10 protein-coding genes are annotated in these 13,201 nt (G+C 63.9%); 8 read left to right on the top strand and 2 right to left on the bottom strand.

Features of this window, described 5'->3' with window-relative positions; translation table 11 throughout:
• Window positions 1-129 precede the first annotated feature (129 nt).
• From IP86_RS17730 to IP86_RS17715, 4 genes are all read left to right on the top strand, one after another.
• Window positions 130-1,209: a helix-turn-helix transcriptional regulator gene (locus IP86_RS17730; protein ID WP_054163757.1), complete on the top strand. Its 1,080-nt coding sequence runs from the start codon at window positions 130-132 to the stop codon at window positions 1,207-1,209.
• Window positions 1,210-1,315: 106 nt separating this feature from the next.
• Window positions 1,316-2,020 carry a hypothetical protein gene (locus IP86_RS17725; RefSeq protein ID WP_156332541.1) on the top strand — a complete coding sequence of 235 codons (705 nt, stop codon included), beginning with the start codon at window positions 1,316-1,318 and terminating at the stop codon, window positions 2,018-2,020.
• Window positions 2,021-2,369: 349 nt separating this feature from the next.
• Entirely contained in the window at window positions 2,370-4,424 is a 2,055-nt protein-coding gene (locus tag IP86_RS17720) for an FAD-dependent oxidoreductase (protein WP_054163755.1), read from the top strand.
• A gap of 131 nt (window positions 4,425-4,555) precedes the next feature.
• Complete coding sequence (locus tag IP86_RS17715) at window positions 4,556-6,646, top strand: ABC transporter ATP-binding protein (RefSeq protein WP_054163754.1); 2,091 nt, start codon at window positions 4,556-4,558, stop codon at window positions 6,644-6,646.
• 41 nt (window positions 6,647-6,687) lie between these two features.
• Here IP86_RS17715 and IP86_RS17710 read toward each other — a convergent pair whose 3' ends face one another.
• Window positions 6,688-7,383, bottom strand: coding sequence for an O-methyltransferase (locus IP86_RS17710; RefSeq protein WP_054163753.1), 696 nt, complete (start codon window positions 7,381-7,383; stop codon window positions 6,688-6,690).
• A gap of 136 nt (window positions 7,384-7,519) precedes the next feature.
• Here IP86_RS17710 and IP86_RS17705 point away from each other — a divergent pair, with 136 nt between their 5' ends.
• The gene (locus tag IP86_RS17705) at window positions 7,520-8,341 is read left to right on the top strand and encodes an AraC family transcriptional regulator (RefSeq protein WP_054163752.1); all 822 of its coding nucleotides are present in this window, start codon (window positions 7,520-7,522) and stop codon (window positions 8,339-8,341) included.
• 32 nt (window positions 8,342-8,373) lie between these two features.
• On the opposite strand, the gene IP86_RS17700 is transcribed toward IP86_RS17705, so the two are convergent.
• Entirely contained in the window at window positions 8,374-9,261 is an 888-nt protein-coding gene (locus IP86_RS17700; RefSeq protein WP_054163751.1) for a hypothetical protein, read from the bottom strand.
• 884 nt (window positions 9,262-10,145) lie between these two features.
• Here IP86_RS17700 and rpsL point away from each other — a divergent pair.
• Genes rpsL through fusA form a run of 3 tightly spaced genes read left to right on the top strand, consistent with a single transcriptional unit; the run spans window position 10,146 to window position 13,106 of the window.
• On the top strand, window positions 10,146-10,517 hold the full coding sequence (gene rpsL, locus IP86_RS17695; protein WP_008969396.1) for a 30S ribosomal protein S12: 372 nt from the start codon (window positions 10,146-10,148) through the stop codon (window positions 10,515-10,517).
• Between the two features lie 15 nt (window positions 10,518-10,532).
• Entirely contained in the window at window positions 10,533-11,003 is a 471-nt protein-coding gene (rpsG, locus tag IP86_RS17690) for a 30S ribosomal protein S7 (protein WP_054163750.1), read from the top strand.
• 30 nt (window positions 11,004-11,033) lie between these two features.
• Window positions 11,034-13,106: an elongation factor G gene (gene fusA, locus IP86_RS17685; protein ID WP_054163749.1), complete on the top strand. Its 2,073-nt coding sequence runs from the start codon at window positions 11,034-11,036 to the stop codon at window positions 13,104-13,106.
• Window positions 13,107-13,201: the final 95 nt, after the last annotated feature.

The following is a 13,201-nucleotide window of genomic DNA, read 5'->3' as shown; positions in this document are numbered from 1 at the left end:
CCCGGCCTTTTTTGCGTCGTGTCGGCGCTCGTCGCGTTCAGGTTTCGATTTCCTCCGAGCCTGAACTCCTGTAAATCTCAGATTGAAATTCATTCGTGTTACTATTTTTGATGTCCCGGAGCGCAGGCGTTGGATCTCCTGCAGCATATCGACGGCATTTACGAAGCTGCCGTCGTCCCAGAGAAGTGGCCGGACGTACTCGGATCGATGTCGCGGGAGGTGTCCGGCGACGGTGCGGTGTTGTTCACGTTCGCCCGGGAAGACATGTCCTGGACCACGTCGTCGGATCTGCGGGAGACGTTCATCGAGTTCCTGCGTGACGGATGGGCGGCGATCAATCCGCGTCCAGTCCGGTTGTCGGCCGCCAATCATCCGGGTTTTGTGCGCGACAGCGATTTCTTCACGGCCGAGGAATTGGACCGCGATCCGGTCTACGCGTTCTACCGAAGCCGGGGGATCGGCTGGGCCGTCGGCACGATGCTCGACACGCCGTCCGGGGACTCGATGGTCTTCTCGTTCGAACGGGCATTTGCCAAAGGGCCGGTCCCCCTCGAGGTCGTTCACGGGTTCGATCGGATCCGGCCGCACCTCGCCCGCGGCGCGATGCTGGCCGCGCGGCTCGGGCTGGAGCGCGCGAGATCGATGGCCGATACGCTTCTGGCGCTGGGACTACCCGGCGGCGTGCTCGATCGTCGTGGTCGCTTGGTCGCCAGTAACGCGCTTTTGGATGCGCTGGTCCCAACCACATTGCAGGATCGACGACATCGGCTGGTGCTATCCGATCCGCTCGCCGATGGCTTGTTCGAGGCCGTCGTCAGCAACCAGGCGATGCCCGTCGCCGGTGGACGATCGATACCCATCGCGGCGGCGATCGGACGGACCGCGATGATCGTGCATTTGCTGCCAATAGCCGGCGTCGCCAATGATGTATTTTCGGTCGGCCGATTGTTGCTGGTCGTGACGCCGGTCGACCGCGCGCTGGTGCCCAGCGCCGAAGTCATCCAGGGGCTGTTCGACCTGACGCCCGCCGAGGCCAAGGTGGCGCGCAGCATCGGAGAAGCCCGCTCGGTCGAGGACATCGCCGCGGCCCAAGGCGTTTCCCGCGAAACCGTGCGGGCGCAATTGAAGGCGGTGATGGCGAAGACCGGCCTGTCGCGGCAGCAGGAACTGGTCAGCCTGCTGGCAGGGCGCCAGCTGCCGTTCGGCTGACTGCTGATCGGACCCTGCCGAATTGCCCAGAGGGCACCCATTTGGGTGATGTCACGCCGCCGCTGCAACTGCAAATTACTTCGGTCAAGCAGCGCGGATGCCAAGCATGCAAGCCTCCGATTTTGTCAGCAGGTCCAAGTCTGTTGTCCATGCCCGGACAACGGACCCGGATCTTGCTCTCTCAGGATGGCCGGATGCAGCGATCGGTTCGACCGATCCGGCGATCCATGTGGTTCGCTCGACGGCGGACCTTTCGCGGGTCGGGCGTCTGCGTCACGCGCTGTCTCGCGACGGACGTGCCACCTCGAGGGAAGGCGAGTTCGGCAGTCCGGCGCTGATCGAGCAGGTCGATCGCTGCAGTCTGGTCTTCGTCGCGGAGTACCGCGGCGAGGCCGTCGGCACGATCCGGCTGACCCGGGCGGCGGACGCGATCAACGACCCGCATCTCGGTTTGCTGCTCGAGGTTGCCAAGCCTGAAGATTCCGGCGCGGCGATCGTGATGTCGCGCTTTGCGGTGCTGCCCGATCCGCAAGCTCACGCCTTGATCGTGCCGATGCTGCTGCAGGCCTATCGAAGCGCCTGCCTGGCGGGGGCCGTTCAGAGCTTCATGGCGGTGCCGACGCGAATGGTCCCGACGTTTGCCGCGCGCGGCTGGCAATGGATCGGCCGAACCTTCGTCGACCTGGAGGCCGGGACCATGCACGTGCTCCGGCACGAACGGCTGGACCTGGACCGTCTGCGAGACGCCGGCTCCCCTCTCGTCAGCGTGGCCGACGATTTTTTCAGACGCCGCAACGGGGGGCGTCGCTAGGGGGGAGGGGCAGACCTCACTCCCGCGGACGAGACTGCACGGGCATCGACCCCGCCGCATCGTCTCAAAAGATCTCTGACCGGCTCGCGCGGCTGGCGTTTTTTGTGGCAGGACAGGGTTTTAAGCCCGTTCTCACGCTCCGTTCATCTTTCCTTCAGGTGAAAAGCGCCTACCTGTTGATGAACGACGCGATCCTTCCGGCAGGGGCGCCGGTTCGACGTCAAAATCAGCCTTAAGCCATTGAACCCAAGCTGATTTTCACAGAGAATCGAATCCACTCGATCGCCGGTGGTGCGGATCGGGTTTGGCGGCGCGGCAAACGGCCTGCGCGATGCGTTGAAAGACCGAGATGTTTGACCTTGCAATCGTTGGTGGCGGCCCGGGCGGCCTGATGAGCGCCTGGTACCTGAAGAAGAAGCTCGGCCCGTTGTGCCGGATCACGATTTTCGAAGCATCGGACCGCCTCGGCGGCAAGATCGTCTCCAGGACGTTCGATAGCGCTCCGGCGCTTTACGAAGCAGGTGTGGCCGAGCTGTACGACTACTCGATGACGGGGCCGGATCCGCTGCGCGAACTGGTCCAGCATTTCGGGCTGCAGACCATCCCGATGGACGCCGAACAGGTGCAGCTCGACGGCGAACTGCTCAACGACGTGCCCGGGATGCGCAAGAAGTACGGCGACAAGACTGCCGACGCGATCACGGCGTTTCGCAAGAAGCTCACCGAGCAGATCACCCCTGTCGAGTACTACGAGGGCGTCGGCGCCCACGATAACGAGCATCCCTGGGCCTGGATCAATTGCGAGCAGCTGCTCGACAAGGAAGTCGACGATCCGATCGCCAAGAAGTTCTTCAAGGTGATGGCCCGCTCCGACATCGCGACCGAGAGCCACAACACCAACGGCCTCAACGCGCTGAAGAATTTCGTGATGGATATCGACGGCTATATCGGCCTGTACTCGATCCAGAACGGCAACGAGCAACTGATCGAAGGGCTGCGCTCCGAGGTCGACGCCGAGATCCAGCTCAACCACCGCGTCCTCAAGGTCGGCAAGACCGAGAGCGGGCGCTACGAGCTGAACATGATGAACGGCAAGGGACCGGAGACGCGGGATTTCGATCTCGTGCTGATGTGCCTGCCGCACAACTGGCTGGCGACGCTGGCGTGGGGCGACGAGCAGCTGCGCAAGGCGATGGTCAAGCACGTCGCCTATTTCGACCGGCCAGCGCACTATCTGCGGATCTCGCTGCTGTTCGACAAGCCGTTCTGGGGCGACAAGATCCCGGGCTCCTGGTTCATGTCGGAAGCCTTCGGCGGCTGCTGCGTGTACAACGAAGGTTCGCGGCATGACGTCGGCAAATACGGCGTACTGAACTTCCTGGTGGCCGGTTCGGACGCGCTGGCGTTCTCGAACCTCACCGACAAGGAACTGATCGATCTCGCGCTGAAGTCGCTGCCGGCGGCGATCGGCGATGCGCGCGATCACTTCCTTGAAGGCAAGACCCATCGCTGGCTGTCGTCGGTCAACTGCATCCCCGGCGGCCTGCCGGTGCGCGACGTGATGACGAACCACCGGCCGGAGCCCAAGAACCATCCCGGCTTCGTCGTGGTCGGCGACTATCTGTTCGACTCGACGCTGAATGGATTGCTCGACTCTTCGGATGCCGCGACCGACATCATCGTCACCGAAACGATGAAGCTGCGCCGCGCCCGGGCGCTGGCCGAGAAGGCGATGTCGGACAAGATCGACGCGTCGTATTTCGACAACTATCGCAACCAGGGACCGTATCGCGAGGTTTGGCAGCAGTTCACCAACCCCGATTATCTGCTCGAGATGATCCGCATGGTGTGGGACGTGCCGCAGGGCGCCAAGCTGCTGGTCGCCGGCTCGGCGAGCGGGGAACTGGTCGGCGCACTGCGGGAGCGCGGCATCGACGCCTTCGGTGTCGAGAACAATCGCGGCATCCTCGCCAAGACCCCGGAGGCGCTGAAGCCATACAATCAGTTCGGCTCGATCGCCGAATTGCCGTTCGAAGACGGCTCGTTCGACTTCGTGTTCGAGACCAGCCTGTGCCACGTGCCGGAGGCGCGCGTGGTCAAGGCGGTCCGCGAGCTTAATCGCGTCACCCGCACCGGCCTGGTGTTCGGCTCGGTCACCAGCGACATGGATCCGAAGGTGGTCGATCGCTACGACCTGCTGCGCGCGGTGAAGAAGCTCGGCACCTGGTGGGAGTGGTCGGAGCTGTTCTTCAACAACGGCTTCGACCTGTCGATGCACCGCAAGGATTGCAGCGACCAGCTCTGGGAAGCCACGCTGAAGGCCGGCAAGGGGCCGGGCCAGTGGTACGGCGACGCGGACAGCCTGCGCTATTCGTTCTTCGACAAGGTCGACGAGGAAGATTGAGCACGAACGGCTTGGCCGATCCGGCCAACCTCGCTTAAGGATTGCGACGCCGTGGCTCGAACGAGTCACGGCGTCGATCATTTTCGTTTCCAGCCAGTTCGTCTCCCTTCGGCCAGCAACGGTTCCGCTTCATGACGCGCAAGCCACCCAATCCGCCCGCCGATGCTGGCGATCAGCCTCCGGCCGCCCCGGCAGGGGAGCCGGTCGCGGAGGGCGCAGCGGCGTCGCCGCTCGACGAGAAATTCGCCATCCCGGTCGGCGCCGTGGCCTCGCCGGTGCCGAGCACACGGCCGCCGGTGAAGCAGATCGTTCAGGACAAGACGCCGGATCCGAAAGCCAAAGCCAAGGCGGCGGATGACGACGAGGATGATGAAGACGACGATGACGATGACGACGAGGAGCTCGTCGTCTTCACCGCCCGCGAGGCTGCCGGCGCGTTGGCGACGATCGCGCGCCACGTCAGGCCGATCCTGCCGAACTATCGGAAGATGGTAGCGATCGTGGTGTTCGGCGTCGTGGTCGAGACGCTGTTCAACGTCATCATGCCGCTCAGCCTGAAGTTCCTGATCGACGATGCGCTCGGCGAGGAAGACTTCCAGGAACTCTACAAGATCCTCTCGATCCTCGCCGTTGCCGGCGTGATCACCTCGATCGTCGCGGTGTGGTACGAGCGCTGGGATGCGCGGCTCGCCGCGTCGGTCATCACCGACGTGCGCACCCGGCTGTTCGACCACGTCCAGAAACTGCCGGCCGGCTATTTTGCCCGGACCAAGCGCGGCGAGACGCTGTCGCGGTTCTCGATCGACATGGCGGCCTTCGAGAACGTCGTCGAGATCTTCGCCAATACGGCAATGCTGCCGCTGCTCGAATTGATCGCCGGCATCATCCTGATGCTGTTCCTGAACTGGCAGCTCGCCGTGGTGGCGCTGCTGATCTTCCCGATCACGCTGATCGGCCCGCGCATCCTGACGCCGAAGGCGGTGCAGGCGAACTACGAGCAGAAGGTCCAGGAGGCCGGGCTGCTCGGCATGGTGCAGGAAAACGTCGCTGCGCAAGCGGTGGTCAAGGCGTTCAGCCTGCAGCGCAAGATGTTCGGCTTCTTCACGCTGCGCAACAACACGACGCGAAACAAGATCGCCGAGGCGGTGTTCCTGCGCTCGATGGTCGAGCGCTCGGTGACCGTTGCGGTGCTGCTGTTGCATTTGGTGGTGCTGGCGATCGGCGCATATCTCGCCACCAAAGGTCAGATCACGGTCGGCACATTCGTCACCTTCGAGAGCGCATTCTGGGAGGTGTCGTACAACATCGCCCATCTGATGCAGTTCATCCCGGTGGCGATCCAGGCTGCGGCCGCGGTGCGCCACATGGAAGAATTGCTCGACGAGCCGACGCCGATCGCCGACCGGCCGGGCGCGGCCGAGCTGCCGCGCATCACCGACAACATCGCCTTCGAGCGTGTGACGTTCGGCTACGAGGGCGCTGAGCGGCCGGTGCTCGACAATCTCAGCCTCAAGCTGAAGGCCGGCAGGACGATCGCCATCGTCGGCCCGAGCGGCTCGGGCAAGAGCACGCTGCTCAACATGATTCTGCGGCTGTATCAGCCCGACGAGGGCCGCGTCAGCGTCGACGGCGTCGATATCCGCAAGGTGACGCTGGAGTCGCTGCGCCAGAGCATGGCGGTGGTGTTCCAGGAGAACATGCTGTTCAACATGTCGATCCGCGAAAACATCCGGCTCGGCAAGGAGGGCGCCACCGACGAGGAGGTGGTCGAGGCCGCCAAGAAGGCCGAGATCCATCGCTACATCATGAGCCTGCCGGACAAATACGACACCCAGGTTGGCGAGCGCGGCGACACCCTGTCCGGCGGCCAGCGCCAGCGTCTGGCGATCGCCCGCGCCATCGTCCGCGATCCCTCGGTGCTGCTGCTCGACGAAGCCACCTCGGCGCTCGACCAGACCACCGAGGCGGCGATCAACAAGACGCTGCTCAAGCTTGCCCGCGGCCGCACCATGATCTTCTCGACCCACCGCCTGACCTCGGTGGTCGAGATGGACGAGATCATCGTCATTTCCGGCGGCCAGGCGATTGAACGCGGCTCGCACAAGGAGCTGCTCGCCAAGAACGGCGTCTATCGCAAGCTGTGGGACGACCAGAGCAACCACGGCCGTGTCGCGGACGATGACGACGACGACGATGATGACGAGGATGAGGACGACGAGTGAGGCGAGGCGCTGCGGCGTGACCGTTGCCCTGCGGGGTGGCGTTACCCGACCCGCACGGTGAATTCGTTACCGCGGCCTTGGTCGATGTCGAGCGACCGGGAGAAGTAACCGTTGGTCGGATCGCGGACGTAATCGAGATAGTCCTGCGCAAAGGCGTTCTCCCCGAGGATCACGGCGCCGGGCGTCAGCCGCGGCTCGATCATCCCGAGCACCGGCAGGTACAGCGAAAACGCACCATCGATCGATAGAACATCGACCTCGCCGCCGACGTCCTTGAGCGTGTCGAGCGCATCGCCCTCGCGGATCTCCACCAGGTCGGCCAGCCCCGCCGCTTCGAGGTGAGCCCGCGCCCGCGCGATTTTCGTGGGTTCGAGCTCGGAGCCGATCAACTTTCCGCCGCCGTTGTCGCGAAGCGCGGCCGCGAGGTAGATCGTCGAGATCCCCATCGAGGTGCCGAATTCGACGATCCGGGTCGCCCTGCGTGCGCGCGCGATCGCGTACAGGAAGCGGCCGTAGGCCGGAGAAATCGCCAGAAAATGATCGGCGTGTCCCCGATACGTCGCTCGATAGTTCAGCCGTTCCTCGGCGACGAATTTGGCCGCCAGATCATTCAGCGTTTCACCGGACGTCTCGGCGTGGGCCCTCATCTCGGCCATCAACTCGCGATCCGCGGCCTCGGCCTGTGCGTGGAGTTTGTCGAGCGTCTCTGCAACGCGCTTGCTGCTCAGCGATGTCATGAAAGCCACCTTAGGTATGTCGAGACCGTTTTGGCCCCGGCTGCCCAAGGGAATTAAAGCGAGGTCGCTTTGGCGTCATTACGAAGCCTAGACAGATTATTATCCATTCACGCCAAGCGGCATGGTAGGTCGAACCATGCCACTTCTCACCGACAGCTCCACTGCGTCCGACTGGGTCGAGCCCGACGAGGTCCCGCGCCCGGTCGTGGCCTATGGCATGGCGTCGGCGATGATCGGTTCGTTCGAGATCGACATGCACTGCCACGCCAAGGCGCAGATCTTGCTGGTGCAGCGCGGTGCGCTCAGTTGCCGGGTGGAAGGCGGATTGTGGATCGTTCCGCCGGGCAGCGCCGTCTGGATACCCGGTGGCACGATGCACGCGATCAGGGCGACAGGCACGCTCGAGGGTTATGCTGCGTTCGTCGCCACCGACATCGATGTGGGACTGCCGCAACGCTGCTGCACGGTCTCGGTGACGCCTCTGCTGCGCGAACTGCTGTTCCGCGCCGCCAGCCTGCCGTTGCTGTACGATCAGGACGGAGCGAGTGCGCGGCTGATCGCGGTGTTGCTGGACGAGACCGCGGCGGCCAAGATAGAGGATCTGCATTTGCCGATGCCTTCAGATCCGCGGCTGCGCGCTTTGGCCGATCTGATGATGGCCGCGCCCGCCGAGCGCGGCTCACTGGAGGGCTGGGCGAAGCGCGCCGGCCTCAGCGGGCGGACGCTCGGGCGGGTGATCAGCCGTGAGACCGGAATGAGCTTCGGGCGCTGGCGCCAGCAACTCGGCGTCATGCTCGCGGTGCAGTGGCTGGCCGATGGCGCCACGATCCAGCAGGTATCCGGCGACCTCGGTTATGAAAGCGTTACGAGCTTCGTCACCATGTTCCGCAAGATGCTGGGCACGTCTCCGGGCAGATACATGGCGGAGCGCCACGCCGGTCGAAAGGCGAGGCGTTAGCAGGGCTTGTTTGCACAGCGGACACGCTCGCGTCAGCGCGGCGTCAGATACAGCGGTGTGCGCAGCGTGAGTTGATACGCCGGCTTCGGCGTCCAGGAAATCTGAGCGGTGACGCCGAACAGGCGGTTGTCGTCGTCGTCCATCTTGTCGAGGTCGAATCGGACGATCGGCTGGGTAAAGGCGGCGACGGGCGCCAAGGCGAGCAGCTTGGCGCCGCCGAACGACTGCACGCCGGCGCGGCCGGTGACCTTCCAGTTTTGCTCCCCCTGATAGAAGCCGCCGAGATAGCCGACCCAGTTCGGCCGGATCTCGGCGCGGTCGGCGTCAATCGCCGTCAGGGTGGACTGAACGCCGGCGAGCAGGCCGCGCGTTTCGTCGGCGTCGAGCGCGTAGCTGGCCTCGAGCACGTTGTTCAGCGAGGTCGTCGCGAGTGGTCCCGAGGGGACTGCGCGGGTCAGCGTCGTCTGCAGCGTCAGAGTCGGCCACGCGCCGCCGTCCTGCCGGTAAATCTCCGCCTGCGCGCCGACGCTCCAGCTGGTGACCGCAAATGGGCTCCAGTCAAAATCGCCGGCCTTCGAGGCGCTGGCGCTGAAGCCGCCATACAGCGAGACGTGGTCGTTGATGTCGACGGTCAGCGGCACGTCCAGCGTCACGCCCTGGCTGGCCGGCAGCGACGGCGTCGGTCGGGTGGTCAGTTCCGACAGCCGCGACAGCAGGCCGTACGGGTTGCTGAAGCCGATCGCCAGCACGCCGGCCGGGACTCGGGAATAGGATGTGCGGAAGTCGACGTAGACCTGTGGCCTAGCCGGCTTGGCGTCGTCGTCTTCATCGTCGTCGGCGAGCACTGCGGTGGGGAAGGCGAGAAAGCCGGCCAGCGCCAGCCAGCCGACAGCGACCTGGCGTCCCGGCTGCTTGCTCATCTGAAGACCCACAGCATCGAGCGGCTGTTCTCCACCACGGACGTGGTTCGATCCGGTCAGTAAGCACCTCGGACCGTCGGTGGCAATCTGCAGCTACAGTCTACGCGCCGGTCATCGCGCATAACGAGTGATACCAAAATAATCTATCATTGATTGTGATTGCTGCGGGGCTTCTGAGGTCTGGAACGCGCTCTAGGGTCACGAATCGTTCACCCGAATCGTGCAACAGACTCGCGACTGTCGCCGCTCGGCGGAGACTCGCCGGGCATCGATTCCCGCCGATTCCGGCCGGCGAGGCGCTCCAGCCGTGGTTCCCGGCCTGCCGCGAGGCGCTGCGCAGCGATGTTGGGCGCTTCCCTGAGGGCGCGAGAAGTCCGCGACCTGTGGGCGTTTCCTGCAAAGCGGGCAGGGGCGGTGCATTGACGTGATAACGTCATCAAACACACGGTTTGGCCTTGACTTGCAGGTGCCGCACCGATAAAAACCGCGCACTTCAAGACAGGCGGTGAGCTTCGCCAACGTCGGAACGGACCACCCGGGCGTCCTTCACGGATCTCGGGCACCAACCTCGACCCAAGACGCTCAAACGCTGTCTCTATAAGCCAGGCAATGCCAGGACGTTCAGCGTTCTCTCGAGCAATTTTCTCCTGAGGGCGGTTTTGGAAGCATGACCTCGGTATCGGCCGGTCAGCATAAGCTGCCCGGTTTTTGCTGCGGTCCTCTGTTGCATGGAAGCGCTTTCCGCTCAGCGATGAGTGGCTGGCGCAATTTCGCTTTGCGTGGTCGGACGTGTCCGGTCGGGTGAGGCGGCCGCTGGGGCGGGTGCCCCGAACGAATTTGCGAAACCCTCGAGGTTTCGCGCGAAGCTAAGGGTGAAGGCGAAGATGCCGACGATCAACCAGCTGATCGCAAATCCGCGCGTTGTGCAGAAGTCGCGCAAGAAGGTTCCGGCGCTCCAGCAGTCGCCGCAGAAGCGCGGCGTGTGCACCCGCGTCTACACCACGACGCCGAAGAAGCCGAACTCGGCGCTTCGTAAGGTCGCCAAGGTTCGGCTGACCAACGGCTTCGAGGTGATCGGCTACATCCCGGGTGAGGGTCACAACCTTCAGGAGCACTCGGTGGTGATGATCCGCGGCGGCCGCGTCAAGGACTTGCCGGGCGTGCGCTACCACATCCTCCGCGGCGTCCTCGATACCCAGGGCGTCAAGAACCGTAAGCAGCGCCGTTCGAAGTACGGCGCGAAGCGTCCCAAGTAAGCGGGGAGAGAATTCATGTCCCGTCGTCACGCTGCCGAAAAGCGCGAAGTTCTTCCGGATCCGAAGTTCGGGAACATCGTCGTCACCAAGTTCATGAACTCGGTGATGTACGCCGGCAAGAAGTCGGTTGCCGAAGGCATTGTCTACGGCGCCTTCGATCTGATCGAGGCCAAGACCAAGCAGCCGCCGCTCGGCGTGTTCGAGCAGGCGCTCGACAACGTCATGCCGTCGATCGAGGTTCGCTCCCGCCGCGTCGGTGGTGCGACCTACCAGGTGCCGGTCGAAGTTCGTTCGACCCGTCGTCAGGCGCTGGGCATCCGCTGGCTGATCGCTGCCGCACGCGGCCGCAACGAAAAGACCATGACCGAGCGTCTGTCGGCTGAACTGCTCGACGCCTCGAACAACCGCGGCAATGCCGTAAAGAAGCGTGAAGACGTGCACAAGATGGCGGAAGCCAACCGCGCGTTCTCGCACTATCGCTGGTAACGGCGAAGCAACGGAATCAAGGAAGACGTCATGCCCCGCGTTCACGCCATCGAGGACTACCGCAACTTCGGCATCATGGCCCACATTGATGCCGGCAAGACCACGACGACCGAGCGCATCCTGTTCTACACCGGCAAGAGCCACAAGATCGGCGAAGTGCACGAAGGTGCCGCGACGATGGATTGGATGACGCAGGAGCAGGAGCGGGGCATCACCATTACCTCCGCCGCCACCACTGCGTTCTGGAACGGCAAGCGCCTGAACATCATCGACACTCCCGGCCACGTCGACTTCACCATCGAAGTCGAGCGTTCGCTGCGCGTGCTCGACGGCGCCGTGTGTGTGCTCGATAGCAACCAGGGCGTCGAGCCGCAGACCGAGACCGTCTGGCGCCAGGGCGACAAGTACAAGGTTCCGCGCATCGTCTTCGCCAACAAGATGGACAAGACCGGCGCCGACTTCTTCAAGTGCCTGAAGGACATCGTTGACCGCCTCGGCGCCAAGCCGGTGGCGATTCAGCTGCCGATCGGTGCTGAGAACAACTTCAAGGGCGTCATCGACCTGGTTCGCATGAAGGCCGTCGTCTGGGACGACGAGTCGCTCGGCGCCAAGTTCCACGATGCCGAGATTCCGGCCGACCTGGTCGATCAGGCGAACGAATATCGCGAGAAGATGATCGAAGCCGCCGTCGAGCTCGACGACGACGCGATGTCGGCTTACCTCGACGGCAACATGCCCGACGAGGCGACCCTGAAGCGCCTGCTGCGCAAGGCGGTGCTGACCGGCGCGTTCTATCCGGTGCTGTGCGGTTCGGCCTTCAAGAACAAGGGCGTGCAGCCGCTGCTCGACGCCGTGGTCGACTACCTGCCGTCGCCGCTCGACGTGCCTGCGATCAAGGGCCAGGACGAGGCCGGCAACGAAGTCGTGCGCAAGGCGGACGACAAGGAGCCGCTGGCTCTGCTCGCGTTCAAGATCATGGACGACCCGTTCGTCGGCACCATCACCTTCTGCCGCATCTACTCGGGTGTCCTGCAGAGCGGCACTGGCGTCGTGAACTCGACCCGCGAGAAGAAGGAGCGCATCGGCCGCATGCTGCTGATGCACGCCAACAACCGCGAAGACATCAAGGAAGCCTATGCGGGCGACATCGTCGCGCTCGCCGGCCTGAAGGAAGCCCGCACCGGCGACACGCTGTGCGATCCCGCCAACCCGGTGATCCTCGAAAAGATGGAATTCCCGGAGCCGGTGATCGAAATCGCGATCGAGCCGAAGTCGAAGGCCGACCAGGAGAAGCTCGGCGTCGCGCTGGCGAAGCTGGCGGCGGAAGATCCGTCGTTCCGCGTGTCGACCGATCTGGAGTCGGGTCAGACCATTCTCAAGGGGATGGGCGAACTGCATCTCGACATCAAGGTCGACATCCTGAAGCGGACCTACAAGGTCGATGCGAACATCGGCGCGCCGCAGGTGGCGTTCCGTGAGCGCATCACCAAGCGCGCCGAAGTCGACTACACCCACAAGAAGCAGACCGGTGGTACCGGTCAGTTCGCCGCGGTGAGCTTCGTGGTCGAGCCGAACGAGCCCGGTGGCGGCTACGTGTTCGAGTCGAAGATCGTCGGCGGTGCGGTGCCGAAGGAATACATCCCCGGCGTCGAGAAGGGCATCGAGAGCGTGCTGTCCTCGGGCGTGGTCGCGGGCTTCCCCGTGGTCGACGTCAAGGTGCAGCTGGTCGACGGCAAGTATCACGACGTCGACTCGTCGGCGCTGGCCTTCGAAATCGCTTCGCGTGCCGCGTTCCGCGAGGCGCTGCAGAAGGGCAAGTCGGTTCTGCTCGAGCCGATCATGAAGGTCGAAGTCGTGACGCCGGAAGACTACACCGGTTCGGTGATCGGCGACCTGAACTCGCGTCGTGGCCAGATCCAGGGCCAGGACATGCGCGGCAACGCCAACGTCATCAACGCGATGGTGCCGCTCATGAACATGTTCGGTTACGTGAACAACCTGCGCTCGATGAGCCAGGGCCGCGCGACCTTCACGATGCAGTTCGACCACTACGCGGAAGCGCCGGCCAACGTGTCGGCTGAAGTCCAGAAGAAGTTTGCCTGATTGTCGCCGGCGTAAGCTGCGACTGAACGGAGAAGAGCGATGGCCAAAGCAAAGTTTGAACGTACCAAGCCGCATTGCAACATCGGGACGATCGG

The organism is Rhodopseudomonas sp. AAP120, from assembly GCF_001295845.1.
Lineage (GTDB): Bacteria > Pseudomonadota > Alphaproteobacteria > Rhizobiales > Xanthobacteraceae > Rhodopseudomonas.
Note: the sequence above shows the minus strand (reverse complement) of the source record. Positions and strands in the feature narration are given on the sequence as shown.

Coding starts and splice junctions, on each gene's coding strand:
- IP86_RS17725 (WP_156332541.1), top strand. CDS start 1,316: ATGCAAGCCTCCGATTTTGTCAGCAGGTCCAAGTCTGTTGTCCATGCC.
- IP86_RS17720 (WP_054163755.1), top strand. CDS start 2,370: ATGTTTGACCTTGCAATCGTTGGTGGCGGCCCGGGCGGCCTGATGAGC.
- IP86_RS17715 (WP_054163754.1), top strand. CDS start 4,556: ATGACGCGCAAGCCACCCAATCCGCCCGCCGATGCTGGCGATCAGCCT.
- IP86_RS17710 (WP_054163753.1), bottom strand. CDS start 7,383: ATGACATCGCTGAGCAGCAAGCGCGTTGCAGAGACGCTCGACAAACTC.
- IP86_RS17705 (WP_054163752.1), top strand. CDS start 7,520: ATGCCACTTCTCACCGACAGCTCCACTGCGTCCGACTGGGTCGAGCCC.
- IP86_RS17700 (WP_054163751.1), bottom strand. CDS start 9,261: ATGAGCAAGCAGCCGGGACGCCAGGTCGCTGTCGGCTGGCTGGCGCTG.
- rpsL (WP_008969396.1), top strand. CDS start 10,146: ATGCCGACGATCAACCAGCTGATCGCAAATCCGCGCGTTGTGCAGAAG.
- rpsG (WP_054163750.1), top strand. CDS start 10,533: ATGTCCCGTCGTCACGCTGCCGAAAAGCGCGAAGTTCTTCCGGATCCG.
- fusA (WP_054163749.1), top strand. CDS start 11,034: ATGCCCCGCGTTCACGCCATCGAGGACTACCGCAACTTCGGCATCATG.